This window comes from Acinetobacter legionensis (assembly GCF_048552295.1).
Lineage (GTDB): Bacteria > Pseudomonadota > Gammaproteobacteria > Pseudomonadales > Moraxellaceae > Acinetobacter.
The window spans coordinates 1-25,100 of sequence record NZ_JBIMCW010000029.1; the positions used below are offsets into that span (position 1 = coordinate 1).

Genomic DNA, 25,100 nt, shown 5'->3' on the forward strand with positions numbered 1-25,100 from the left:
CAACTTACAATCTTATGTAATCCTGAGGAGAGTGATGCGATGGAAACCTCTCCCGGTAATGCTTGTCAGGGATTTGTCCATATATGGAAGTGCAGCACTGAAAATTACAGTTTCCACTAGTACGAAGAACTGATCTGGATTAATTAGCCAGGAAGATGAAATTATAAAGTTACATAAGTTATGCAACTTACAATCTTATGTAATCCTGAGGAGAGTGATGCGATGGAAACCTCTCCCGGTAATGCTTGTCAGGGATTTGTCCATATATGGAAGTGCAGCACTGAAAATTACAGTTTCCACTAGTACGAAGAACTGATCTGGATTAATTAGCCAGGAAGATGAAATTATAAAGTTACATAAGTTATGAACTTATGACTAGGTCTTAATTGAGAAGGGCTGTGTTGCACAAACCTAGCATCAAAAGCTTATTCAGCAATATAATTTCAAAATGAATAAGCCTGCCTCTAAAATCTACCGTACAACCAATTGGTCATCCTATAACCGAGCCTTAATTAACCGAGGTAATATTTCCATTTGGTTTGATCCAAAGACTCAGTGGTATGCACAATCACAAGGCAAGCAAGGCCGAAATCAAACCTACTCCGATACAGCGATTCAATGCTGCTCAATGATCAAATTACTATTCCGACTCTCTTTACGTATGGTCACAGGTTTTGTTCAAAGTCTGATTAAACTCTCCGGATTAGATTGGACAGCTCCGGATTATTCCCCCCTTTGTCGTAGACAAAAGCATATTGATATTGCGATTAGCTATCAAAAAAGTAGTGATGGACTGCATCTACTCGTAGACTCTACTGGTTTGAAGTTTCTTGGTGAAGGTGAATGGAAACGCAAGAAACATGGGGCTGAATATCGTCGCCAATGGCGTAAGCTTCACATTGCTATGGATGCTAAAACCCTGCAAATACGTGCAGTACAACTCACCATAAATAATGTCAGTGATTCTCAAGTACTCGAAGATTTACTTGCTCAAATTCCCTTGGATGAACCAATTGATTCTGTTTATACAGATGGTGCTTATGACACAAAGCACTGCCGACAAGTCATTTTAGATCGAGATGCACATGCGATCATTTCACCTAGAAAGAATGCAAAGCCTTGGAAGGATCAGCAAGCGAGGTCTATAGAGCGGAATGAATTATTAAAGACAGTCAAACGGCTAGGCAGATCGCTTTGGAAAAAGTGGTCTGGTTATCACCGTCGAAGTTTGGTTGAAACCAAGATGCATTGCATCAAATTATTAGGCGATAAATTAACAGCGCGGAGTTTTCCAAGTCAGGTGAATGAGATCCATGCACGCATGGCAGTTTTGAATAAATTCACAGAATTAGGTCGCCCTCATACCCAAGTTGTCTCTTAAATTTGAGTAGCTTAAGGGAAATCAGCCTTTCAAACCTTTATGCAACAAAGCCGGCCGAAAGTATGTCAGGTATTTGAAATGCTGATTCAGGACGGTATCCTCAATAGTAATCAGGTTTTAAGTGGTTTACCCCATCCTTCGGGAGCCAATGCGGAGCGAATAGCGTATTTTCTCGGGAATAAGCCTAAAGAATTACTATCATCTAAAACGAATCCAGAGTTATTGGATAAAGCGAAAGCTGAAATCATTAAGAAACTTGAACGCCTGGAAATGTAGTGACTATCCATACAGGCATGGAACATGACTGTTCACGTAAAAAGCCCAATCTAGTGTGATCGGGCTTTTTGTTGTGTAATTATATGATTGATTTTAAATGAAAAATTAAAATAATTTCGTATAAGGTGTATTATGTTAATTTTAGGAAATATTCATAATTAAAATTTTAGTAAATTAATTTGAAATATTTTTCTTAAGGCATTGAATTTATTATTTAAGTCTCTATATATTCTGTGATCAAATTTTAAAACTTATAATTATGAAATATAGTTGGAATCCTGAAGAAGCAGAAGCTCGCATTAATAATTCATGCGAACAAGTCAAAGAAGTTAATATTATTCAATACACTAAAGAAAAGTCTCTTCAAAATATCAAGGTTAATGAAGCGTATGAAATGGATGCTGTTCATATATATGTAGATATTTTGAATCTTGAAGATATGTTAGTAAATCAGTTTGGTAATGAAACTGAAACGTCTCATTTACGTGCTTTACGTTTCTTTGACTCTCACTTTAAAGCTATAAAATATATTCTTAAAGAGACTAATTCCATTTTTGTTGATTTTCACAACCAAAGACTACATGCAGTTATCCCTAAACCTTATGACAATGAACAACAAAGATTAGATCGTGCTGTTACAATTGCTCAAATAATTATTGATGTTGTAGAGCAGCAACGTGATTCAGGTGTTGATGACATTATTGAAGCTGCAAAATTACGAATAGGAATAGATACAGGGAAAGCTTTAGCAGTTAATAATGGCAGAAAAGCTAATAAAGAGCCACTTTTCTTGGGTGATCCTGCAAATCATGCTGCTAAACATTCTAGTGGTACTGCCCAAGGAATTTATTTAACAGAAAAAGCTAGAGAAGTACTTGTCTTAGATAAAGTTGAGAATACTAAGTCAGTACGTATGAAAAAATCAGAGATAGACCGATCTATTCTTCGCTCAGGCATAGCAAATCAAGAGTTAGTAAATAAAACTATTCAAGAAGTTAAAGAACATACTAAAAAATTATCTGATTTTGAATTTAGTAGAGTGACACCAACCTTTGAATCTTTGGATTTTTTAGGTTTTACACGGAAAAATTCAAAACGACAAGAAATGGTATCTATTTATGCTGATATTGATGGATTTACTGATTATATTTCCGAAAATATTGCAACATTAGACGGACAAAAAGATATTGTACGCTGTCTTCATGTATTACGATCAGAATTAGATGGCTGTTTAAATAAAGAATTCTTAGGGCGTCGAGTTCGTTTTGTTGGCGATTGCATTCATGGCATCTTATGTGAAGGTACTGCAAAAACTACTAATATCCCATTGAGTGTAAATACAGCTTTGGAAGCTAGTGCAGCTATTAGAAGCAGCTTTACCTTAGCTCAAGATATTTTACAAGATACATTTAATATTAGCTGTGATTTAGGATTGGCTATTGGATTTGATCTAGGTGAGACGATGTTAAGTCGAGTTGGTAGAAGTGATGATAACAGTCGATTTTCACTAGGATTATCTACAATTAATTCAGAAAATGAACAGAAACGTTGTGAAGGCCATCAAACAGCAATAGGTGAAGAAGCCTATAATCATCTGGAAGATGATTATAAGAATCTATTTAAGAACCGCATTGCCAATGATTTAACATTTGATGCTGTTGATGAAATTCAGCAAAATAAAATAGAAAATGACGAGGAGTCTAATCTCTATAGTGTAAATGAAGCTGCACCTTCTATTTTGAAAGCTCATGTCAAATTTTAAAGATCTGATTAATCACTTAACAAAAGAGAATATCCCTTTTAAATTAATTGAAGGGGATATTCAACTTACATTAAAAATAGTATCAAATAAAGGAAGAAGAACATCTTTTGATCTTATTATTAGTGAAGTCAATAATCAGCTTAAGGTTAAAGAGATAGGTGATATATTGCCTAAATTTTGCCCTAATAGACATATTAACCCTGATGGTTCTTTTTGTTTAGGTATATTAGATGATTGGATTGCTGAGAATTGGATTAAAAGTTTAAGAGAATTTCTACAGGCACAACTTTTTTGTAATGATCATAAAAAATGGTCAAAAAATTATAAACAATGGAGTCACGGAGACGCTGCTAGATATCAGTTATACGTGGAAGAACTACTAAAAACTATAAACTTAAAAGATTTGGGATTAAATCTAAACTCTCTACAATTGTTCAATGTAGAAAGTAGGTTATTTGAAGATAATTACTTTCATATTTATCATAAGGATAAGTTGATATTCACAGGGACTGAAAAAAAGATTCACTGTAAACGACAATCTTGTATATGTACTCCCAATGGAAGACGAAAACATGTAACTTTAGGGAGATGCTCTAAAAAATGTGCTGAAATAATTCTTAAAATATTAATTAATGAGGAGTTGAGAAAAAAGGAAGAAGTGGTATTTTGGGACACATTTAAGGGATCGACATTAAAATGTTGCAAAACAATGGAGAATTGTGAATTAAATGCCTAAATTTAATGAAGATGAAAATATTGTTAAGAATCAATGGGTGTTAGAGAGACAACTAAATTGGATTACTAATGGTGATGTGAAAATTGGTGCTATTGTTACTCTAAATTTTGCTCTATTAGCAATCTTGGGTAATAACTTCAGCAGTGATGGACATTTTCTATTAGATATACTTTATGTTTTAACAAGTATTTCCATACTCATTGGTTTAATATATTGCAAATTAGGTTTTAGACCTCATTTGGGTGCCCCTAATAAGTCGAATATTTTTTTTGGAACTATTGCTAGTAATGATTTGACAAGATTTTCTAATGAAATTAATAATCTGGAAAAAGAAGATTTTAATCAAGATTTAGGTGAGCAAATTTATAGGAATGCACAAATAGCTCAAGCTAAATATTCAAATTTATCAAAAGCTACTATAACTTTGTTAATAACTAGCGTTTTATGGACTACAACTTTAGGTATAACTTTATTTACTAATAAATATGTCATATCAAAAGCAAATGTCACTACCCAAAAAAATCCTCAAGAAAAATAAAAATTATTATTTAACATAAAATCTCTTATACGCAGTTCATCTGTAAGTCCAAAATAGAAATGTCCGGAGGATGGCATATAACTGTAAAAAACTATCTTTAGGTAGGTATCAACTGACATTTTGCCCATTTTAGGAATACTCTAGAAATAATAGGCTAAAATTGAAAGCCAAGCACGTATTCAAAAAATGGCTGATGAGCTACTGTTAGAGACTCAGCTACACCTTATTCGAGAAGAGTTAGAGATTTCCCAAAAAGAACTTGCTGAAACTTTAGGAATAAAACAGCCATCACTTTCAGCAATTGAAAATCGTGGCAATGATTTAAAGATTTCAACCATGAAAAAGTATGTTGAGGCTATGGGCGGTAAGCTCCGTATTGATGTAGAGCTTCCAACAGGAAAACATATAGGATTCAATGTGTAACAATAAAATGAGAGCTTACACAAAATAATTTACAGCCTCGGCTGATAAGAATTTAGCTCAAATTTAACCTGACAGGTACAATAAAAAATTGGTAACTGTCAGATCAGGTTTGAGTACACTTTAAAAGTTCAAGTCAAAGTCTTGCTTCGGATTTGACTTTGGTTTGAGGTCAAGGTCTAAGCTTTGATCTGAAACTAACTCGTTACTTTGAGGCGTGACTTTAGGTTTTGACGATTTGACAGCTTCAATTGTCAATTTGATATCTTCAAAGTTGTCTAAACTGACCTTGTATGCGGATATTTCGTCTTTAAAACGTGAATTTTGTGGCTCTAAAACAACATCGCATTTCAAATATTTGAGCATTCTTTCATCATTTTTTATAATTTTTTCTATTAGCTCATAGTCATTTTGGTACAGTATATTTCTTGCCTGACTCATGTAATCTTTCAGTTTTTCTGACTTTCGCTTAATTATATGAATGACATCAAATTTTCTACTATGCTGATAGGCATAGTCTTGCTGCGCTGAAAACTCGCGATGTGCAAGCGTATAGTCAGGATAGTAGCCATCAAGTCGTAGGTATTTAAAATCAGTTGCAGGCTTTGGCTTTAGACGTATTTTCCTGATTTCTGTTGCTAGTCGATCAAACTCTCGAGCAAGCTCATGACACTCCTCATTTGTGTCTTTAAGTCGCTTACCGAGGAGATTAATGTTTCTATTTCTTCGCTGTAATCCTGTGGTGCAGACATCTGCGACACCTTCAAGAGAGCTGTCTTTAGCTGCGTCTTTTCCTCTTTCAGCTCCGTTTGCACCATATTTTTTAGCATATTCACTAAGTCCTGCTCTTCTGAGACCTTCATCCATAATTTTTGATATTGAGTGCTGAAATTGGCTATTAATCTCTGCTGAAAATCTGCTGAAAAATTCCCTTGCTCTAGCTTTAAAAATTCCGATTCCATCTGAGAAATTAATTCCTTCCTTGTTTCGTTCTCCTCTTCCAAGTTGCTGATTTTGTTGTTCAAGTCTTGTTGTAGTTTCTTGTATAAATCCAAGGTGGTCTTTAATGAACTGTTTTCCTGCATCAAGAAGGCGTTTTGTTGACTCAATAATTCGTTTTGTTCTGCTAGGTAGTAGTCGATTTCGGTCTGCATCACTTATCTCCTTTGGTTGTTCAAAATATTGATTTGACTTTGTATTTTTTGTGAATTCTGTTGAATCATTTCTTTTTGCGCTTGGATTGTCTTTAGGTTTGTACTGGACAGATAGCCGATCCCTTTCCATGCGCTAAAAACTTAATATGCATCTTCATCCTCCTCGATCAAATCGACAGAAGGAAGAGAAAGTAATTGTTTTTTAATACGATCTGGGGTCTGTCTACTGATTTTAGGCAAGTCGGGGGAGAGCTGTTCAATTTGGTCTTGAATTGCTTTGAGCGCGTGGAAACACCTAAAAATATCCAGCTTGCGCTGTTCTTCTGTGGTAGCGTTTTTTAGGATGTTTAAGGCTCGGGCGATTTGGTTGAGATTATTCCCGATCTTGGCCAGCTCGAGCAGTAATGCTGGGTCTGTTTTTTGATAGCGCTTTATGACTTCAAAAACCGTTTTGATTTTGAATCTAGGCGGTGGATCTTGCTCATCGTATCTAAATGCCATTGCTGCTTGGGATAGCTCGCGTTGGATTAACGACTGAATGAAATCCGTAAACCCTTCTTGCGTTTCTTTTAGATATTTCTCAAGTTGTTCCCATTGCAGCTGTGTCTGCCTGAAAATTCTGTTTTTTGTTCGCATATCATCAACCGATTAAATAAAAGGCGTTTGCTTTTAGCTCAACGAAGTTGAGCTGCCCATCTGCGATGGGCTAAGGGTGGTCTTAGGAGGGTATCCCTCCTGACAAGCCCCGATATAGAAATCCAAAGGATTTGTATATACGGGTAGGCTTGCTTATCTCATTTCGGATTCCTGAAAGAACCAAAAATCACAAGGATGATGCTATGACGAAGAGCTTTTAATGTGTAAAAAAAAAGCTAAAAGTTCATGAAAAAGGTTTATGTTTTATGTGTGTTTGTCTCGGTAATAATTTTTATAAAGCGAATCTAAGACTTTTATTTTTCTGTTTTTTATGGTTTGGATTTTTCCTCTTTTGTAGTGGTTACTTTGATTTCAAATGCTACAAAAGAGGAAGTGTGATTCATCAATTAATTAATAGTCAAAATTAAAGAAATTTTCTGGAAAACAAGACAAAAAGGCTCTTTGAATATCGCTGTATTCACCCTCAGGATGTTTTTCTAGATAATCTTTAACCCAAATCAGTGTTGCTTCATAATCGTTAAAACATCGATCTATATTTAAAAATAACCAAAGCTCATGTGCTTTTTGAATGAAAAAGTCATTGATGATCATCAGTGCAATTTTCTTTTCAGTATTTGAATTCGGGTACGAATACATAATGTTTTCTCCTATAGAGATGGTAAATAGATTAGTTGATAAGCTATTTATAACACATAAAAATATGTGTTTGCCACATATTTTTATGTGTTTTTATGTAAATGTAACCCTATGCTATAATTTCAAAACACCATTTCTATAAATTTAATCAAATGCCATATACTGAATTTCAACGTCTTATCGGTAAAGCAGGGCTTTCAATTAAAGAATTTGCTGAATTATTGGGTATAAAACCTAATTCAATTACGAATTACAGTAAACAAGGTGTCGTGCCTACACATATTGCTGTCATTGTTGCGTTGATTTCTACGATGAAAGATGAGGGATTGGATTTCTATCCAGTTTTTGAAAAAGTTAAATCGTATTCAAAAGACTAAAACTCTCATTTTTTAATTGTTTTAAGCTGTGAGTGATGATGTAAAAAATGCCTGAAGTTCAGGCATTTTTTTATTTTGAGGTACTTATAAACCTCGATAGAATTTTTCAATAAAGTTCCGAGTTTTGAGAACCAGGGTATTCATCATGGTATTCCGTTCTGAGATCTTAGGACGAGTAATCGGTAAGTCTTTGACATCTTCACGGCTAGGTAGACGTTGGGTGTATTCATATTGGCTGAGCACCGTTTTAAATACGTCTGGTTTGATGGCTTCTTTTTGACATAGCTCATCCAGTGCCTTTTCTTTTTCCACATCCCAAAACTGAGCAAAGGCCTCTTCAACACTTTGACCATTGGCCATGCGTGGAATGTTTTCATCCAGGAACTTTTGAATCAGCTCTTGTTTGTCATACAAGTTGTGATTGGTCGAAATGATATCTTGCACCTGGGAACGATACTGCTGTTTCTTTTCAGGATCTTTATGATTGACCACCGATTGCAGTAAATTCAGGATATAACCGACATTCACGGTATCGCGGTGGATCAGTTCCAGTTGGAAATTGACGTCATTGAGGACCGATACTTTGTCTTTAGGCTGGATCACACGGACATTGTTGTACAGATATTTGTACTGTGAGGTATGTTTCTGGAATTCTGCTTTGTTTAAATCGGTATCGTCCTGGTCATACTCTACAAAGTTTTCCAATTGTGCATTGATCCGCATTACCTCACGGAAGGCTTTGACGTATTCCAATTGCTGTTCTTCAGTTTCTAGCGTATTGGGTACTTGATCAGGATCTGGGGCAATACTGAGTAAATGGGCAACCGCAGCATTGTATTTTTCTTTGATGCTGTCGAAACTTGGGATCAGGACAATTTTTTGTGCTTCATCCTTGTTTGAGAATAAGGTGAGGGCTTGGTCCGTAGCTTGTTTCAGGTTACGGAAGCACAGGATATTACCGAATGGTTTGTCTGCGTTCAGAATACGGTTGGTACGTGAAAAGGCTTGGATTAGACCGTGATATTTAAGATTCTTATCGACATATAGGGTGTTGAGTGGTTTTGAGTCAAAACCAGTCAGGAACATATTCACCACAAGCAGGATATCAATTTCTTTTTTTCGTACCCGATTGGCGATATCACGGTAGTAAGCGTAGAACTCATCACCTGAGTTGTAGTTCTGGCCAAACTTGGCATTGTATTCAGCAATATATTGATCGAGTTTATCTCGATGGGATTGGCTGATTTTGGTCGGGATATCTGCAGACTCTTCTTCAATTAAACCACTATGATCTTCGACCTTGAGTTCTTCATTGGCTGCAAAGGAAAAAATCGTGGCAATGGTCAATGGCGTATAAATCCCACCCTGTTCTTCGGCTTGTTGCTGTTTTTCTTGCTGTACTTTTTTAAATAGTTCGTAGTACTGGGTCAGGACTTCAACGGAACTGACACAGAACATCGCTGTGAAGGTTTTATTTTTGGTTTTGATATGGTGATTATCCAGGATATATCGGGTAATCATTTCGAGGCGAGCAGGGTTATCAAACAGCTCTTTGGTATCAATTCCTTCTACATCTTCTTCATAGCTGTCGCTGTTTTCGATGCCGTTGCTGGTGTATTTGCCCAGATAGGCAATCTGGAAGGGTAAGACGTTACCATCACGAATAGCATCCGTAATCACGTATTTATGCAGGCATTCGTCAAATAGGGCATTGGTGGTGACTGCTTTTGAGTCAATTTTCAGTTGGCTATTTTTCTCAAAAATTGGCGTTCCTGTAAAACCAAACATTTGCGCCTGATTAAAGAAGCGTTTGATATTGCGATGAGTATCGCCAAATTGGCTACGGTGACATTCATCAAAAATGATCACCACTTTTTTGTCTTTGAGATAGCTAATCTGATCGCTATAACGATCAGAACTAATTGCAATATTGAGCTTTTGTAAGGTGGTGACAATCAGTTTGTCATGCTTTTGGCCCAATTGAGTAACCAAGGTGCCTGTATTCTTGGTGGTATCAACACTGTCTTTTTTGAAGGCATTGAACTCACGCACCGTTTGGGTATCGAGATCACTACGATCCACAACAAACAGCACCTTTTCAACTTCAGGCAAGCGCATGATCAATTGACTGGCTTTGAATGAAGTGAGGGTTTTACCTGAACCTGTGGTGTGCCAGATATAGCCATTTTGCTCTGAATGTTGCACACGCTGAATAATCTGTTGTACCGCATAGATTTGGTATGGACGCAGCACCATCAAACGCTTTTCAACTTCCAGGATCACCATGTATTCGGTCAGCATTTGGGTGATGTGCTGATGGTTTAAAAAGGCTTCGGCAAAGGTATCGATTTTATGGATGTGCTTATTGTCAAAATCTGCCCAAGGGAAGGTAAATTCGAAATTACTGGTGCCTGTTGAATAGTAATGGGTGTGGTCACGATTACTGATCACAAACAGTTGGATGTAATTAAACAGACCTGCTCCGCTACCATAAGCAGCTTTGGCATAGCGTTGGGTTTGGTTAAAGGCTTCAGGAAGCTCGACACCTGCGCGTTTTAGCTCGATTTGGACTAAAGGTAGGCCATTTATCAGCAAGGTGACATCAAAGCGACTTGTGTGACCGTTACTCGTACTGTGATCAATGGCAATCTGATTGGTCACTTGGTAGATGTTTTTCGTAGGATCTGCGAATAAAAAATCAATGTGGCGTGTAGATCCATCATCAAAGTTCACAGGAAAGCGATTACGCAGGACCTTGGCACAGTTGAAGCTGTTCCCTGCTTTGAGATGATTCAGGACTTGTGCCCATTCATTTGCAGAGAAAGAAGTAATACCGTTGGCGCGTTCAACTTGAATTTTGAGATTGCTCAGCAGTTGATTTTCATCTTTGAGATCAACCTGGTGATAGCCCTGGTTTTTGAGCTGTTCAATGAGTTCATTTTCAAGTTGAGCTTCGCTTTGTACGGACATCTCTTTCTCTAATTTTTTATTGAATTACGGTGATCTAAGTGAAATCCATCTGATTGAAGCCCGAAACATACGGTGATGTTTTACCCTCAAATACTTCAGATCAGATGGAGGAATTAACGTTCTCAGTATTTAAACAAACATTTGCTGTAAAAGTCCTTTTTTCCAAAGCTTGGCTTGGTCTAGTTGTTTCGATACCACATCAATTTTTTGGTCGATTGCAGATAAGAAGTTAGCGATTTTGGTTTGTTCTGCTAGGTTAGGAATTTCTACTTTAAGGTTTGATAAATCATCTTTAACAAATCCTTTAATAGACGTGCCTTGGTTCATCTCCAAAAGGCGACCAGTTAAAGATTTAATTAAATATCCAAAAAATACTGGATTACCATTATTTAAAACTAAACTGGTAAAATCCTGACTTGTACAAATATCTCTGTTTGTAACCGCAACTTTTCCAACCCCAACACGAGAAACAATTAAAATACTATTTGCTGGAATAAGCTTTGTAGCAGATTGATTTAAAGCTTCAGTAGAAATATATCTAGTGATATTGATATTAAATATACTTTCATCCACCAAGTCCGAACTTGAGATCCATGGAATAGAACCTTGCCAAAACTCAGTAACTTCTTTTGATGGCGTTCCACCACCAATAAATTTACCTGTTAGTCCTAAGGTAGTTTTTTCCCACTCACCAAACTCACTTCCATCATCGGCTTTAAAACGAATCTGCTGACTAAACAGCTTTTGCATCATGCCTTGTTTATATTGGCCTAGAAGGTGGAGTTTTTGCGAAAGCTGACTAATCTTTTCATCCACTACGGAAAGAAAAGTGGCTATTTTGGTTTGTTCTTCTTTTGATGGCAAAAATATGGATACTTTATTTAAAGAATCCTGACCAATATTAAAACGTGTACTTCCACCACTTAATTGAGTTATTTGATCACGAACCTTATCTGTCTTTAATAATCCATTCATGAATAAAGGATCATAAGGAACTTGAGCGGAACCACGAATTACAAACCCACCAAAAACTACGGGTTCCTTGCTTAAATAGACATTCGACTGTCCTACTTCTTCTCTTGTTTCAGAGCTTCGCTGAAAAACCACATCACCATAATTAACTAGGTTTTTATCAATGTCTTTCTGCGAAACTTGAACAGAGCCAATGATTGAATCATATGTAATACCATTCGGATTATTAATAATATCTAGAACATTAATAAATTTAGTTCCTGATCCGTATTGTTCTTTCGATGCATTAATACCATTTTTAAAGATGAATAGATTTTGAAAAGAAGTTTTCGGCCAATCTTCATGAAATTCTTTGAATCTTAACTTTGGTACAGACATTACTTCACCTCCGCAAATGGCGAAGCAATCCCAAGCTCTTTGCAAAACTCACTAATCACCGCATCAGTCTTTTGACTTTCAACCTCTAAAGCCTGCAACTGCTGGGCAATCGTATCCAGATCAATCTCGGCTTCCGCTTCAAAAGTATCGACATAACGTGGAATATTCAAGTTGTAATCATTGTCTTTGACTTGTTGTAAAGTCGCCACATGCGCATACTTTTCAATATTTTCACGCTTTTCAAATGCCGCAACAATCTTATCCAAATGCTCAGGCAATAACTTGTTTTGGTTCTTCTGCTTTTCAAAATCATTGCTGGCATCAATAAACAGAATATTGCCGTTATGCTCACGGTTTTTCTTCAATACCAAGATACAGGTTGGAATTGAGGTGCCATAGAAAATGTTGGCAGGCAAGCCAATTACAGCATCAATGACATTGAGTTTTTCAATCAGGTACTGACGGATTACACCTTCACTTGAACCTCGGAACAATACGCCATGCGGAAGTACAACAGCCATTGTGCCATTGTGATCAAGTTGATGAAGCATGTGCTGCACAAAAGCCATATCTGCTTTTGAACTTGGTGCAAGCTTACCAAAACTGCTAAAACGTTCATCTTGTAAGAAGATTGGATCTGCTGACCATTTTGCTGAGAATGGAGGATTGGCTACGACTGCTTCAAAACGTAAATCTTTATGCTGTGGACGAGTGAGAGTATCTTCTTGCTTGATATCGAATTTAGCAAAGTGAACATCATGTAGAATCATGTTCATTCGTGCCAAGTTGTATGTGGTACGGTTCATCTCTTGACCGTAAATCATATCGACATCTTGAACTTCACGTTTTACACGCAACAGTAATGAACCTGAACCACACGTCGGGTCATAGACTGAACGTAGACGTTCTTTGCCTTGAGTCACGATCTTTGCAAGTAAGGTTGATACGGTTTGAGGTGTATAGAACTCACCTGCTTTTTTACCAGCACCAGATGCAAACTCACCAATCAAATATTCGTATGCATCACCCAATACATCTGATTCTGAGTTACTGAGATCAAAGTCAATATTGTCTAAATGCGTTAGTACTTTGCTGACCAATTCATTTCGATCGTTAGCATTGTTGCCAAGCTTGGTTGAGTTGAGGTCTAAATCTTCAAATAGATTGGCAAAGTCATCTTCAGACTCAGCACCTAGAGTACTACGTTCGATTTCTCGCAAGGTATTTGAAAGCTCATCAAGAATAAACTCACCCTGACGACCACGTTCAGCAATTGTGTGGAACAGTTGTTTTGGTGCTAGGGCATAACCGACTTCTTCAACTGAGTTTTCTTTGATGCCGTCAATCAGTTCAGCGTGATCAGGGTTATTTTCATCAAGTTGATAGTATTTTTCTGCAAGGCCTTCATCTTTCAACAGTTCATTGGCAAAAGAAATCGCTTTTTCTGACAGGTATTTGTAGAAAATGAAGCCGAGAATGTAGTCACGGAACTCATCGGCTCCCATTTTTCCACGTAAGTCGTTTGCAATGTTCCAAAGATGTTTTTGTAGTTGTTGAAGTTGAACCTGGGTCATGAAGCAAGAATCTCTAGTAATACCTAAATTTACTTAAGTATAGCGAGTATCTGCTTATAAAAATTAGGTTTATTAGGTTATGAAAGTAGATAAATGATGAATTTCGAATAAGAGATTTTATGTTAAATGTTTGGAATTAGGCTTCAATGTATTTTTTAATTTCACTAAGGCAGGGTTGTATATTTCTTTCTGCACTTTGGAAAATGATAGAACAAACTTCCTTAATTATCTCAAAACCTTCTGCATGAGAGATGTGGTTTTCTTTAGAAATATCATTTAAACAGTTTATTATGATGCTAAACTCTTCTTTCAAATCTGTACTTTTTTTGGACACAGGAACAGAATCTGGAACTAAGTATCCTAAAAAAACTGATTTTTGAATTAATTTATCCATCATCGCGTAAATTTCTCTAATTTCTTCATAAAATTTACTTTTCATTTCATCTATTAGATTATTAACTATCTCATTTTTTTCTTCGTTAGTGAGCTGGGGATTTTGGTCTAAACTTAAAATTTTACTTTCAGTATATTGATGTAGTTTATTAATATTCAACATTAAATCAAATACTTGCTCATATTTTTTAAGAACTTCATTAGCATAGTCAGAATACAATTTGATGTTATGTTGGTTTTTCCAACTTAAAAAACCAATGATTGCTACTATTGGAGTTAAAACATATGCCGTTGTTGTAATGATGGTGTTGATTCCAACCAGACTAAAAGAACATTCTAAAGACTTTCCCTGACATACAGTCATATATTGGAAAAAACCACAAATCGTTAAAACTACAAGATAAGCAAGTAAATATAGCCCAACATATTTTTCAATTTCTTTCATATCTATTCGATTAAATTAAATTTATGGTTTTTGTGGAATTATTTCTGTTGCTCTTTGGCGTTCATTAAGCCATGCAGCAGTTACAGGGCATCGATAGCTAATCAGGGATAAAATTTTTTGATAATCATCAGTTAAGTTACGATTGAAGATTGGCTCATGATGGGCGATACGATTGCGTAGACGTCGTACTTGCTCTAATTCATCATAAATTAGTTTTCGACGTTCTTGGATGCTTTTCGATGTATCCATATTCGGGAAAATACTATCAAAATATGGGGTCCACAAACGTTGATCATGTCTGCTAGTGAAGATACTTTGCCAAAAGCCAAATTTTAATTCAGGAATAACTTTTCCTGCTGTTGGCTGATTTGATCGTGCATTTATTAGATCCCGTTTAGGACTAAATATTCGACTAGGATTTGGTAAACTTCGTTCAAAACCTACTGACCATGGCCATTGATCCCCATACACTTTTTCAATTGCTTCAGTTACAGCATTACGTATAGCCACTTCACAAATGTGTAGAGGAACTAATAAAGCTCCTGAAACATCAGCATTCCATGCATACAAATTTAAAGCATCTAAACTGTCAGTTTTTTTGCCTCCTGTGGCATCTTCATAGGTTGAAATTCTTGGTGATGAAATAACAATAGTTACGGCATCTATTATTGTTTGATTTGACATATATTCATAAAAACCATATATTGAATGTACTAGCTATAGGACTTCGTTGGCTTGTCCTCCCCCTGTAGACATACGATATATTAAAAAACCCGCTTTTGCGGGTTTTTTATTGCTTAAAATATAGGCAAGTAACCGATTGAATTATAAAAACTCTTACTTTTCATGTAATACATATATAGCAGAAATTATTTTAAGGATTTACTTTGGAACCCTGTCTAGAAAATATTTTTCACAAATACTTAATTACTGACTTAAATAGTAAAAATTATGCAAAAAATTTAACAAAATTAATTACGTTCTTCATATCTAAAGAACGTTTTCTAGAAGCAAGATTTTATTTAGACCAGTTAGAAAAAACTCATAGTGGAAATATAATTTCCATTCGATTGGGTTATAAGTTAGCCATAGCTATTTTTGATCATAAAAGAGTGGTTTATTATGATAGCTTATTGTTTTCAAACAGAAAAGATGATTTTGAGTTGGAATGGTATAGACTGCAATACTACTATTCAGTAAATAATATTTCTCAAATTATAAATAGTGCTAAGTTTTTGTTATTAAAACATAACTTAGAAAGAGAATATATGGAAAGTATTTTGCAAGTTACGTGGAATATACAGAATTATGAACTCTCAGTAATGGTTCATAAATATGCAATGAAAAAAAGACTTCGACTTACTTCTCAAATGGATAAGTTAATTAGGAGTATAGTTCTAGAAAGGTTAAGAGATTCATTAGCGAAGTATAAAAATGTTTAATTTTCTTATAGTTAGGGTTTTAGAGTCTAATAGTTTTACTTTACCGAATACCATCATTTATGGTGATGTAGAATTGAGACCTGCTTCAGTTGATTCAGATAAAGAACTTGCTGCATTAAAAGAATCTGCTGATGATCATAGATTGCAGTTTGATAAATACACTTATGCGGCAAGGATTTGTACGATTGTTTCCTCTGAAACAGTGCTAGAGGCTCTAAGCATAGCTGCTGATCGGTTCTCTACAATTCTGGATTTGAACGCCAGTAAATTTCATATTTCTAATGTTGATGTTTCAGAGATTGGATTTGCTAAAAATTTAGCTTCAGGTGAGCTACATCCTGTTAAAAGGTGGGGATTTAATCCATCAACATCTTTTGTTATGTCCCATGGAAATATTCAGAGGATGGATGATATTAACTATATTCTTGGTTTAGATTGTGAGCTAAGTCAAAGATATTTAAGAGCTTTACATTGGGCTAGGCATGGTAGACATGAAAATAATAGTCAGTTAAAGATATTGTTTAATTGGTTTACGTTAGAAGCATTATTAAAAGAGGGAGAGTCTGATAATATTTCTTCAAACATATGTTTTTTAATGGGATTTCCTAATAATAAAAAAAGGTTAGAAATATCGGAACCCTTTCTAGCCAGTATATCTGATCATCCTAGATATGATTTTTGGAAGAAAAAACTAATTGAAGATGTAGATAAGATTCGAATTTTTCGAAATAACTCAGCTCACTCTGGATTTAGGATAGTTGATTTTTCAAAGCCAGTTCTAGCGTTATATAGTCAGATTATGATTTATGGAACCTCTAGGAGTTTGGGAGCTGTTCGGTTTGCATTATTAAACAATGTTAAGACTCTAGTAGAGTTCAAGGAAAATATAGCTAATATCTTTGAAAATACGGCTAGAGCTAATGATATACATGGGAATATTATTTATTCATTAGATCAAGTACTATTGAATGGAAACGATAGTTATTTTTAAGATTTCCTAAAATTAACATAATGGCGATTCTCCGAAATCATTTTGTTAGACAATAAAAAACCCCGACATCCTGTCGGGGTTTTTCGTGTTTGGTTGCAAGGTATAACTCCTGTCGTACCTAACCATCCTTGTGCTGATCTTTCTTATTCTTGTTGTTTGGAGCTTCCTGCTCTCTATGACTTAATCATAAGAAATAACGCTTTGATCAGCTAGAAGCAGATTCCTTAAATTACTGTACGTCAAAGCGTACAAAAATGGCTTAAAAATAGCCCCAGAGTTATCCGCAGAAATTGTGGATTTTTTTCAGGCTAAAAGTCTTATAGATTGTAGGTGATTTTCTGTTTTGAGTGTTTTTTGAGCAAAAATGTTGGCAAAAAATATCAAAACCGCTCACAAAAAAGCCGACTTGTTTCAAAGTCGGCTTTTTGCTGATTTCTTAGTCATGACTAAATTTTTAAGTAATTGATATTTCAATTAATATACAAGTGTATTGCGTATAACCACCATTATGTTAATTTTAGAAAAATTACATAAATGAATTTACAGGCCCTAATTTTTCTAGTCTTCCCACTTATCACTAGATCTATTATTCACAAATAAAGTTCTAGAATTTACAGGAAGTACTTCATCTCTACGAAGAAATGCTTCATGAATGATTTTATGAATAAAATCAGGATCAGTACTCCAATTGTATATTTTGGCATAACCACATTTCTGATTATCATACAACCTTGGTGGAATCGTATTTCTGGTAAACCCTTTGGCCTTAAAATCAGCACGACTAGGTAAGAGTAAACCTATTAAACCCGATCTAGAGCTATACTTGGTTTTCCTTATACTTGAAGCTATTTCCCAGTCAACATGTTTTCTCTTCCATGTTTCTGTTCCAATTAGCACCACTGTAACAGTAGAATCTCTTAAATAATCATCTCTAATGATACGTTGTACATTGTCTGCTGGTTCATTCTCGGCAATATCACCATCTTGCACAGATTTTGATATAAGCAAGTCGTAAGTATCATGAAAAAGTTTTTCAAACTTATCTCTGTACTCACGATCATTTTTATCATGATAACTAATGAATACGTTATGGCGATTTTTATACAATTAAAATGACCTCTGAAAATTATTTTAGCGTTCTAAAAATTTAAAAAAGACTTGTTTAGATTCTAGATAACTATCTAATTCCCACTCGTCAGCTAATTCCTTAAAGCTTTTTTTGAACCGTACCGGGTTTGTCGGAGACCACTTTTCTTGAGAGAATGTCCCGATGAAAAAAGTAAAATACACCCCTGAAATCAGAGATAGAGCGGTTCAATTATTGATTGAATCTGAAAAAGATTATCCTTCTACTTGGGCTGCAATCACCGCTATTGCTCCCAAGATAGGTTGTACTCCTGAAACTCTACGTGTTTGGTATCAAAAATATTTAGATAAACAAAACCCAATTAAAGTACAGCAACTTTCAGATCAAGAACGTATTAAACAACTCGAACGTGAAAATAAAGAACTGCAACGTGCTAACGAAATTCTACGTAAAGCAGCCGCTTTTTTCGCCCAGGCGGAGCTCGACCGCCCACACAAATAATGGTGGATTTTATCCAGAACAATAAAGATCGATATGGTGTTGAAGCGATTTGTAGAATTTTACCGATTGCAGCTTCGACCTATTATCGGGCTTTAGATCTCGTTGATAACCCAGAACATCGAGCGAAACGTGCTCTGCATGATTTACATCATGCAGAGCAAATCAAACGTATTTGGAAAGAAAGTTTAGGTCGATATGGTGTGCGTAAGGTCTGGCAACAATTGAAACGTGAAGGTTATGTTATCGCACGTTGTACAGTTGCTCGATTGATGCAGAAGCTAGGTATACAAGGTGTTTGGCGTGGTAAGAATAAACAAACCACCCGTAGCCGAGATGATCAAAAACGAGCAGATGACTTAGTAAAACGCAATTTTAATGCAGATCATCCTGACCCTTGCGAAGCAGTGCTTCTCAGGTCGCTGACTTCACGTATATTCAAACTCATTCAGGCTGGGTCTATACCGCCTTTATTATTGATGTGTTCTCGCGAGCAATTGTTGGATGGAAAGTATCAACACGTATGAATACAGATATGGTGCTCGATGCACTGGAGCAAGCATTGCATGATCGAGGCATGCCAAAGAACGTGATTCACCATTCCGACAGAGGTGTGCAATATCTTTCCATTCGTTATACCAATCGTTTAGAAGCAGCAAATTTACGAGCTTCAGTCGGTACAACCGGTAATTCATATGATAATGCTTTGGCTGAAACGGTGAATGGCTTATACAAAACAGAGGTGATTGAATATTTAAAAGCAGATTGGCAAGGTTTAGCGGATGTACAACTTGCGACACTAAACTGGGTAGATTGGTTCAATAAAAAGTGTGTACACAGTGCACTGGGTTATGTATCGCCTTTTGAGTTTGAAGCAATGTACTATGATAAGATTAACCCGTTAGGTCAGGTGGCCTAACTTAAATAAAAAAGTCTCCGACAAACCCGGTACGGTTCAGTACGATTTTCACTTACTAGTACTTAAATAATCACCCCACCACTGCATCATTTCAGTCCGCTGGGCTAAATAGTCAGCGTGATTATAGCTGGCACGGGTACGGTTCTTATCAATATGTGAAAGTTGTGCCTCAATCCAGTTATCCTGGAACAAACCTGAGTCATTCAAAATGGTACTAAAAGTGGAACGTAGTCCATGAGAGGATAATTGATGTTTTCCATAGCCCATCTTACGTATAGCCATATTTAATGTATTAAAATGAATCGGTTGATTATGTTTCCGTGGGCTAGCAAAAATGTACTTTTCACCGTATGACCATTGCATGACGTCTTTTAAAATATCTAAAGCCTGATCTGAAAGTGGAACTAAGAAGTCGGGAATCTCATGGCCTAATATGACTTTTCGTCGAAACTGTTTAATATGCAAGGCAGGTATTTTCCAGATTTTTTCATTTAAATCAAAATGATGAGGCTCAGCCAATAACAATTCAGCCCCTCGCACGCCAGTATGTAATTTGAACAGCAGTGCTTTTTTAATAATCGGATGGGCATCCAATTTTAATAAATTTTTCTTAAAATCTGATATATCCTCCGCTTTCAAATACGGATAATTCTTCTTGATTTTACTGTTAATGGCGATTTTATTTAAACCATGCGCGATGTTGAATTCACAATAACCCATCGCTACAGCGTAGTCATAAATTTGGTTCAAATAACTACAAGCTTTCTTGACAGGTTCTTTTACTTGGCGTCCCTCTATTTTTTTGATTACTGAAACCAGGTCATAACGCTTGATGTTTTGAAAAGGTAAATCCTGAAGGTCTGGATAAATATCTTGCTGTAAACATCTTTCTGCTAACTGTAGTACACCGCAGCGGGGTGAATCATTAAATGCATTTTTCAGTTTGAACTGCAGCCACTCCTCCCCTACCTTACGAAAGGTGATGACATTAGAGACAGTATCATGCTCAAAACAATAATTATTGTCTTTAAAGTCATCTTTGACTTGTCGTGCCTTTTTCAGCGATAAATCAGGATAAAGCCCCAACTGAATGCGGCGACGTTTTTTTGTTTGTGGATCTGTATAGCGATAGCACCAAGATTTTCTTCCAGTCGGCTCAATCTTCAGGCTAAGTCCATCTTCATCGGATAAAAAACAAGTTTTTTCCTTGCAATGAGCTTGGCGAACTTTAATTTCAGTAAGACTCATGAAATTTAAATGAAACCTATCAGCGGATTGACGAGATCCATTATATCAAAATAGAAGAAAATATATATGATGCGTACACTACGCATCATATATATTTGTAATATATTGTTTTATATATTTAATATTTTAAGTATTTGTATTTTAGTAACCATTATAAGTACCACCTCTTCTTTAAGTTCCCAACAACTCACTTTTTCTGTCATCAATGTTAAATAAGTCTTGTGCTTTAAATTCTTAGATGACCTCCTCTACCCTTTATTATCATTTTTATAAAAGTAACTATATGTACTCATTAAAATTTGTAGAGCTCAAAAACAAAAAAGACCGCTATATAGCAGTCTTTTAACTTAATTAAATAATAATTAATTCATTTTCATCATAAGTGCATAAGCATCACGTTTGTTTTGACGCAATGATTCTATCTCGGACTTCGTCAGCTGTTTTACGAGAGTTGAGGATATACTTTGCTTCCCACTCTGTGAGCCTTTCGAAATCGTACCCGTAAATCGATTTCCACCATGCTTCAAGATTACCATATACATCCCTCAATTGCTGAAGAGTTTCTTTACTTAGAGCTAATTGTGATGAGTATTGTTTACCCGTCAGTGCATATGCTCCAATAACTTTATTCGTCCCAGTTGTTTCAATATGACCTTTTAATGCTGCAAAAGTACCACCTTGGGTCTGGGTATCATCAACAATAATAACACATTTATCATTGTTTATTGTCCCATCAAATGCTGGTGGGTTGGCTAATCTATGCCACCCATCACCGCCAGTTCTTGATACTTTTATAGCTTGAACTATATTCGTATCAACTTCAAGCCCAAGTTTCTTTGCTATAACTGCTGAAGTAGCTAAAGGAATCATATTACGACCGACTGCTTCCTCAGCATGTACAGGTACTATAATAGTTTCCCGACCATCGATAATTCTTTCTAGTTCAGCAATCGCCTCATCCGAAACTAAATCTTTAGCTAAAATATACGCACTTTCAACATCCCCTGCTTTAGCAGCTTCATACATGTAATGAGAGGTTGCATCTCCAAGACCACGGTCAATAACCGTTTTAGGAAACATATTCCAATCTGTGCGATATAACTTCATATTTTTAAATAAGTTTTAATGATGGCTAGCATTAAATTTTACACTAAATTTACCGCTAGCATCTCTTGGATATTATTTTTCGTATCAGGCAGCACTCTCAAAAGCCGTTTGTTTGGACAGTCCCCATGATCATACACGAGGCAGCTTCAAATACTTATGGGCTCATCCTATCCAGTTGTATCTTCTTGCATCACATGAATATTGTATACTCATTTTGACTACTTGAAAATTATGGAACAACGTCAATAAAAACAATAACTCTAGAGTCTTTAGTCGACATTCCTAAAAAGGTAAATTCAACATTTCTTTCCATATCATTTCTTTGTGTCTCTGGATGAACAAAAGAAACATAGCTTATTTCAAAGAATCGGGCTAGGGTTTTTATGCCAATGATTTTGTTCTCTTCATTAGCAATTAAAACATCTAATTCCAGATCAAACTCTTCTAATTATTTAATTAAATCTTTAACTTTCATTTTACTATCAACCTCTATGAATTATTTAAAAAATTAGCACAATGAAACTTGTGAAAAAAATGGATTTGAACAAAATTTTTTAGCAAAAAAAGCATAGCAACCAGAAAAATCTTTCCAGCAATCAACAAAAATATCCCCGTGTGCTTCCAGTTTACAACATTTTGACTACCACACTGCCCACAGTAGTAATAATAGCCTTTGATACGGCCACCGCATTCAGGACAATTTTTATGATTAATGAATAAGTTACTCAACGTCTCTTCTCCAAAATTCTTATTATCAAGTTGTAAGTGAAGATAGCACACATTTATAAAAATGTCTTTTTTAAAACATCAAAAGATGTTATAAAAAAGACATTCGCTACTTTAGGATAACTTTTAAGATGAATTTAAATCTCCTTGATGAAGAATCAATCCAACCTTCTGAACCCACGCCATGTGATTTTTTCAAAGGTGAAAATGCTATCAAAAAAGCTAAACAGTTAGGATTACCTGATCTCGAGTTAGTCAGAAACGCAATTATGATCGGTGATGCTGACTATAGAACAAATACTCACTATAACCGTGCACGCTTTATTGCACGATGGGGAAAAATTGGAGAACAGATTGCTTTACTGCTTCGACAATCTGATCCTGCTTGGATATTCCACAATGACAGCCAGCCAAGAATTGAGAATACAGTAAAGAAAATACAAATTATCTTTATGAGCGGGAATATTGCATTGGGGTTAGCTGATCAAGTTGTATCAGCACACTGTGAAAAAGGATTAATGACATTAAATAATATTAAGGAGAATCAGTCTGCTTATGATGATGAGACAAAATTGAGAACATGGATTTTATACTTTCCTTCAGCATCACATCCAGCCTATAAAGACATTGATATCCCAAATATTCCTTTTGAATTTGCATACCCAACTAGCTTCGTACAGGACTTAAAAGCGAAAAAAATTTCAATTTTACCAAGTGACCATACTTGCAGAATTGCATTTGAAATAGATAATACAGTTCCTGTAAAAACTGATCCTAAGCCAGTATTGGAACCATCTAATGAAATTAAACCAGATGATTTTGATATTCAGCTTGTAGTTTAATCTGAGGTTAATGTGTTTAATAAAGATCGTTTACGTATTGCTAAAGAATTACGAGGACTTAGCAATACCGATTTCGCAGAAAAATTGAGTTGCTCTATCTCTAAGGTAAAGCAACTTTTAGACGTGGATAAAGAAATCAATGAAAATGATCAAGATGATATATGCCGTGTATTAAATTTACCCAAGTCATTCTTTGCAGGTAATGACACACAACCACATGAAACAGACCAAATCTTCTATAGATCGGTTGCTCGTATTAAAGCACAGCATAGAAAAGCTAATGAGGCATATACTCTTTTAGCAATAAATATTAACAAGTACTTAAATCAGAAAGTAAAGTTACCTACTTTTCACCGTCCTGATTTAGATATTACTGAGTTTTTGGGTGAATCTAAGTATGCCGATCACCTAGCGTCAGAGTTGAGAGGTTTATGGGCTTTAGGTAATCAACCTATTAATAACATTGTTTCGTTGTGTGAGCTAAAGGGAATCCGTGTCTTTAGATTACCGACTGAAATTCGAGAAATTGATGCACTATCTTTTTTTGATGATGAAAGTGGTAGCCCTTTCATATTTCTAAATACATTTAAGTCTGCCGAAAGAGCCCGCTTCGATTGTGCACACGAACTTGGTCATATCGTTATGCATACGCATAACAAAAAAATTCGTGTCGAGAAAGATAATCGTGTTCTCGAAACTGAAGCGGATCAATTTTCATCTGAATTTTTAATGCCAACAGATGCATTTCTTTCTACTGCTCCACGCTATTTTTCACTAGAAAATATGATTGAGTATAAAAAGATTTGGCGAACATCCCTGAAGGCTATTAACTATAAAGCTCACAAGCTGGGATTAGTTAGTGATTGGGTTAATCGTAGTAACTCTATAAAGATCAATTCGTTGGGCTACAACATTAATGAACCTGAAGAAACTCATCGAGATGAGAGTTTGATGTTGCCCAAAATTATCTCTGTTTTAGCCTCACAACCATCTTTTGATAAAAATAAAATGCTTGATGAAATTGGAATCTCTGAAGAAGATTTTAATCAATTAACATTTGATGCTTTAGCTAAAGTTGAGCCCCCGAAGAAAAAACATAAGTTATATATTGTCGAGTAATACAAACCTTCCTTAAAAATAATGCGCCTTACGGCGCACTATTTATGCAAAATCCTGATTAATTTTTTTATGACTTCACGCCCAACGTAGTTTTGCATCCCATAAGTCATACTTTAACTGAAAATGTAACTTGCCCCATCATGACTTTTTTCATATAGCCTACTTGAACTGACACCATAAATCCCATGTGTTCCATAAAGCATCGTATACAATTTCAGATAAATTCTTTAGTTATGTGATCAGGCTATGTGCTCAAATTACCTATTTCCAAATAAAAGAAATTTGACACTCTTAGGTGTCGATACAAGCCAGTTTGATCTTGAGCTTAAGGATCATGTATTCCCTTCCTATCATGCTCCAATCATTCTGAACGGCTCAGATCACTTAGAGTGATGTGTGCTGAGAAAACAGGAGGTTTTAACTTGGTAAACTATAGACACTCATCAGGAGTT

22 protein-coding genes, 2 pseudogenes and 1 other annotated feature are annotated in these 25,100 nt (G+C 35.6%); of the genes and pseudogenes, 13 read left to right on the forward strand and 11 right to left on the reverse strand.

The window, feature by feature from the left end:
• Positions 1-448 precede the first annotated feature (448 nt).
• From ACG916_RS17895 to ACG916_RS17920, 6 genes are all read left to right on the forward strand, one after another.
• Positions 449-1,381 carry an IS5 family transposase gene (locus ACG916_RS17895; protein ID WP_419286789.1) on the forward strand — a complete coding sequence of 311 codons (933 nt, stop codon included), beginning with the start codon at positions 449-451 and terminating at the stop codon, positions 1,379-1,381.
• Positions 1,382-1,420: 39 nt separating this feature from the next.
• Positions 1,421-1,657: a hypothetical protein gene (locus ACG916_RS17900; protein WP_005021575.1), complete on the forward strand. Its 237-nt coding sequence runs from the start codon at positions 1,421-1,423 to the stop codon at positions 1,655-1,657.
• A 259-nt stretch (positions 1,658-1,916) separates the two neighbouring features.
• The gene (locus ACG916_RS17905; protein ID WP_419286788.1) at positions 1,917-3,419 is read left to right on the forward strand and encodes a transcriptional regulator; all 1,503 of its coding nucleotides are present in this window, start codon (positions 1,917-1,919) and stop codon (positions 3,417-3,419) included.
• Positions 3,406-4,155 (forward strand): E2 domain-associated cysteine-rich protein, encoded by a 750-nt coding sequence (locus ACG916_RS17910; protein WP_419286786.1) that lies wholly within the window; start codon positions 3,406-3,408, stop codon positions 4,153-4,155. Before ACG916_RS17905 ends, ACG916_RS17910 begins: the two co-directional genes overlap by 14 nt.
• A complete protein-coding gene (locus tag ACG916_RS17915) occupies positions 4,148-4,693 on the forward strand; it encodes a Pycsar system effector family protein (RefSeq protein ID WP_419286785.1) in 546 nt (181 codons plus the stop codon). Before ACG916_RS17910 ends, ACG916_RS17915 begins: the two co-directional genes overlap by 8 nt.
• A 159-nt stretch (positions 4,694-4,852) precedes the next feature.
• Positions 4,853-5,116 carry a helix-turn-helix domain-containing protein gene (locus ACG916_RS17920; protein WP_051065013.1) on the forward strand — a complete coding sequence of 88 codons (264 nt, stop codon included), beginning with the start codon at positions 4,853-4,855 and terminating at the stop codon, positions 5,114-5,116.
• A 120-nt stretch (positions 5,117-5,236) separates the two neighbouring features.
• Here the strand turns inward: ACG916_RS17920 and ACG916_RS17925 are convergent, their stop codons facing one another.
• The 3 genes from ACG916_RS17925 to ACG916_RS17935 all read right to left on the reverse strand — a co-directional run bounded on the left by ACG916_RS17925 (position 5,237) and on the right by ACG916_RS17935 (position 7,560).
• Positions 5,237-6,397: a hypothetical protein gene (locus tag ACG916_RS17925; protein ID WP_419286636.1), complete on the reverse strand. Its 1,161-nt coding sequence runs from the start codon at positions 6,395-6,397 to the stop codon at positions 5,237-5,239.
• A gap of 11 nt (positions 6,398-6,408) precedes the next feature.
• Complete coding sequence (locus ACG916_RS17930; RefSeq protein WP_419286635.1) at positions 6,409-6,903, reverse strand: MobC family plasmid mobilization relaxosome protein; 495 nt, start codon at positions 6,901-6,903, stop codon at positions 6,409-6,411.
• 411 nt (positions 6,904-7,314) lie between these two features.
• Positions 7,315-7,560, reverse strand: coding sequence for a hypothetical protein (locus tag ACG916_RS17935; protein WP_419286634.1), 246 nt, complete (start codon positions 7,558-7,560; stop codon positions 7,315-7,317).
• A gap of 152 nt (positions 7,561-7,712) precedes the next feature.
• On the opposite strand from ACG916_RS17935, the gene ACG916_RS17940 reads away from it, so the two are divergent.
• Positions 7,713-7,937, forward strand: a complete 225-nt coding sequence (locus ACG916_RS17940) for a helix-turn-helix domain-containing protein (protein ID WP_070155748.1) — start codon at positions 7,713-7,715, stop codon at positions 7,935-7,937.
• An 84-nt stretch (positions 7,938-8,021) separates the two neighbouring features.
• Here ACG916_RS17940 and ACG916_RS17945 read toward each other — a convergent pair whose 3' ends face one another.
• The 5 genes from ACG916_RS17945 to ACG916_RS17965 form a co-directional block, all read right to left on the reverse strand.
• On the reverse strand, positions 8,022-10,907 hold the full coding sequence (locus ACG916_RS17945; protein ID WP_419286633.1) for a type I restriction endonuclease subunit R: 2,886 nt from the start codon (positions 10,905-10,907) through the stop codon (positions 8,022-8,024).
• A gap of 129 nt (positions 10,908-11,036) precedes the next feature.
• Positions 11,037-12,257 carry a restriction endonuclease subunit S gene (locus ACG916_RS17950; protein WP_419286632.1) on the reverse strand — a complete coding sequence of 407 codons (1,221 nt, stop codon included), beginning with the start codon at positions 12,255-12,257 and terminating at the stop codon, positions 11,037-11,039.
• Positions 12,257-13,831: a type I restriction-modification system subunit M gene (locus ACG916_RS17955; RefSeq protein WP_419286631.1), complete on the reverse strand. Its 1,575-nt coding sequence runs from the start codon at positions 13,829-13,831 to the stop codon at positions 12,257-12,259. Before ACG916_RS17955 ends, ACG916_RS17950 begins: the two co-directional genes overlap by 1 nt.
• A 136-nt stretch (positions 13,832-13,967) precedes the next feature.
• Entirely contained in the window at positions 13,968-14,669 is a 702-nt protein-coding gene (locus ACG916_RS17960) for a hypothetical protein (protein ID WP_419286630.1), read from the reverse strand.
• A 21-nt stretch (positions 14,670-14,690) separates the two neighbouring features.
• Positions 14,691-15,353 (reverse strand): hypothetical protein, encoded by a 663-nt coding sequence (locus tag ACG916_RS17965; protein WP_419286629.1) that lies wholly within the window; start codon positions 15,351-15,353, stop codon positions 14,691-14,693.
• Positions 15,354-15,556: 203 nt separating this feature from the next.
• Here ACG916_RS17965 and ACG916_RS17970 point away from each other — a divergent pair, with 203 nt between their 5' ends.
• The gene (locus ACG916_RS17970) at positions 15,557-16,111 is read left to right on the forward strand and encodes a hypothetical protein (RefSeq protein WP_121775133.1); all 555 of its coding nucleotides are present in this window, start codon (positions 15,557-15,559) and stop codon (positions 16,109-16,111) included.
• The gene (locus tag ACG916_RS17975) at positions 16,104-17,102 is read left to right on the forward strand and encodes a HEPN domain-containing protein (RefSeq protein ID WP_121775132.1); all 999 of its coding nucleotides are present in this window, start codon (positions 16,104-16,106) and stop codon (positions 17,100-17,102) included. The genes ACG916_RS17970 and ACG916_RS17975 overlap by 8 nt, the downstream gene beginning before the upstream one ends.
• 558 nt (positions 17,103-17,660) lie before the next feature.
• On the opposite strand, the gene ACG916_RS17980 is transcribed toward ACG916_RS17975, so the two are convergent.
• Positions 17,661-18,209, reverse strand: a complete 549-nt coding sequence (locus ACG916_RS17980) for a TIR domain-containing protein (protein ID WP_016653413.1) — start codon at positions 18,207-18,209, stop codon at positions 17,661-17,663.
• 163 nt (positions 18,210-18,372) lie between these two features.
• Here ACG916_RS17980 and ACG916_RS17985 point away from each other — a divergent pair.
• Positions 18,373-19,606 (forward strand): annotated as a pseudogene (locus ACG916_RS17985) (IS3 family transposase).
• Positions 18,648-18,764 (forward strand) — a sequence feature (AL1L pseudoknot). It overlaps the preceding pseudogene by 117 nt.
• A gap of 48 nt (positions 19,607-19,654) precedes the next feature.
• Here the strand turns inward: ACG916_RS17985 and ACG916_RS17990 are convergent.
• Positions 19,655-20,854, reverse strand: coding sequence for a tyrosine-type recombinase/integrase (locus ACG916_RS17990; protein ID WP_348883989.1), 1,200 nt, complete (start codon positions 20,852-20,854; stop codon positions 19,655-19,657).
• Positions 20,855-21,247: 393 nt separating this feature from the next.
• On the reverse strand, positions 21,248-21,934 hold the full coding sequence (locus tag ACG916_RS17995; RefSeq protein ID WP_000484193.1) for a phosphoribosyltransferase: 687 nt from the start codon (positions 21,932-21,934) through the stop codon (positions 21,248-21,250).
• Between the two features lie 884 nt (positions 21,935-22,818).
• On the opposite strand from ACG916_RS17995, the gene ACG916_RS18000 reads away from it, so the two are divergent.
• The 3 genes and pseudogenes from ACG916_RS18000 to ACG916_RS18010 all read left to right on the forward strand — a co-directional run.
• Positions 22,819-23,529 (forward strand): hypothetical protein, encoded by a 711-nt coding sequence (locus tag ACG916_RS18000; RefSeq protein WP_001052588.1) that lies wholly within the window; start codon positions 22,819-22,821, stop codon positions 23,527-23,529.
• A gap of 12 nt (positions 23,530-23,541) precedes the next feature.
• Positions 23,542-24,648: an ImmA/IrrE family metallo-endopeptidase gene (locus ACG916_RS18005; RefSeq protein WP_000482094.1), complete on the forward strand. Its 1,107-nt coding sequence runs from the start codon at positions 23,542-23,544 to the stop codon at positions 24,646-24,648.
• Between the two features lie 246 nt (positions 24,649-24,894).
• Positions 24,895-25,038, forward strand: a pseudogene (locus tag ACG916_RS18010) (SOS response-associated peptidase); the annotation flags it as partial.
• Between the last annotated feature and the right edge of the window lie 62 nt (positions 25,039-25,100).

What these genes read in the sequence shown, in the direction of transcription:
- ACG916_RS17895 (WP_419286789.1), top strand. Translation starts at nt 449, where the DNA reads ATGAATAAGCCTGCCTCTAAAATCTACCGTACAACCAATTGGTCATCC.
- ACG916_RS17900 (WP_005021575.1), top strand. Translation starts at nt 1,421, where the DNA reads ATGCAACAAAGCCGGCCGAAAGTATGTCAGGTATTTGAAATGCTGATT.
- ACG916_RS17905 (WP_419286788.1), top strand. Translation starts at nt 1,917, where the DNA reads ATGAAATATAGTTGGAATCCTGAAGAAGCAGAAGCTCGCATTAATAAT.
- ACG916_RS17910 (WP_419286786.1), top strand. Translation starts at nt 3,406, where the DNA reads ATGTCAAATTTTAAAGATCTGATTAATCACTTAACAAAAGAGAATATC.
- ACG916_RS17915 (WP_419286785.1), top strand. Translation starts at nt 4,148, where the DNA reads ATGCCTAAATTTAATGAAGATGAAAATATTGTTAAGAATCAATGGGTG.
- ACG916_RS17925 (WP_419286636.1), bottom strand. Translation starts at nt 6,397, where the DNA reads ATGGAAAGGGATCGGCTATCTGTCCAGTACAAACCTAAAGACAATCCA.
- ACG916_RS17930 (WP_419286635.1), bottom strand. Translation starts at nt 6,903, where the DNA reads ATGCGAACAAAAAACAGAATTTTCAGGCAGACACAGCTGCAATGGGAA.
- ACG916_RS17935 (WP_419286634.1), bottom strand. Translation starts at nt 7,560, where the DNA reads ATGTATTCGTACCCGAATTCAAATACTGAAAAGAAAATTGCACTGATG.
- ACG916_RS17940 (WP_070155748.1), top strand. Translation starts at nt 7,713, where the DNA reads ATGCCATATACTGAATTTCAACGTCTTATCGGTAAAGCAGGGCTTTCA.
- ACG916_RS17945 (WP_419286633.1), bottom strand. Translation starts at nt 10,907, where the DNA reads ATGTCCGTACAAAGCGAAGCTCAACTTGAAAATGAACTCATTGAACAG.
- ACG916_RS17950 (WP_419286632.1), bottom strand. Translation starts at nt 12,257, where the DNA reads ATGTCTGTACCAAAGTTAAGATTCAAAGAATTTCATGAAGATTGGCCG.
- ACG916_RS17955 (WP_419286631.1), bottom strand. Translation starts at nt 13,831, where the DNA reads ATGACCCAGGTTCAACTTCAACAACTACAAAAACATCTTTGGAACATT.
- ACG916_RS17960 (WP_419286630.1), bottom strand. Translation starts at nt 14,669, where the DNA reads ATGAAAGAAATTGAAAAATATGTTGGGCTATATTTACTTGCTTATCTT.
- ACG916_RS17965 (WP_419286629.1), bottom strand. Translation starts at nt 15,353, where the DNA reads ATGTCAAATCAAACAATAATAGATGCCGTAACTATTGTTATTTCATCA.
- ACG916_RS17975 (WP_121775132.1), top strand. Translation starts at nt 16,104, where the DNA reads ATGTTTAATTTTCTTATAGTTAGGGTTTTAGAGTCTAATAGTTTTACT.
- ACG916_RS17990 (WP_348883989.1), bottom strand. Translation starts at nt 20,854, where the DNA reads ATGAGTCTTACTGAAATTAAAGTTCGCCAAGCTCATTGCAAGGAAAAA.
- ACG916_RS17995 (WP_000484193.1), bottom strand. Translation starts at nt 21,934, where the DNA reads ATGTTTCCTAAAACGGTTATTGACCGTGGTCTTGGAGATGCAACCTCT.
- ACG916_RS18000 (WP_001052588.1), top strand. Translation starts at nt 22,819, where the DNA reads ATGAATTTAAATCTCCTTGATGAAGAATCAATCCAACCTTCTGAACCC.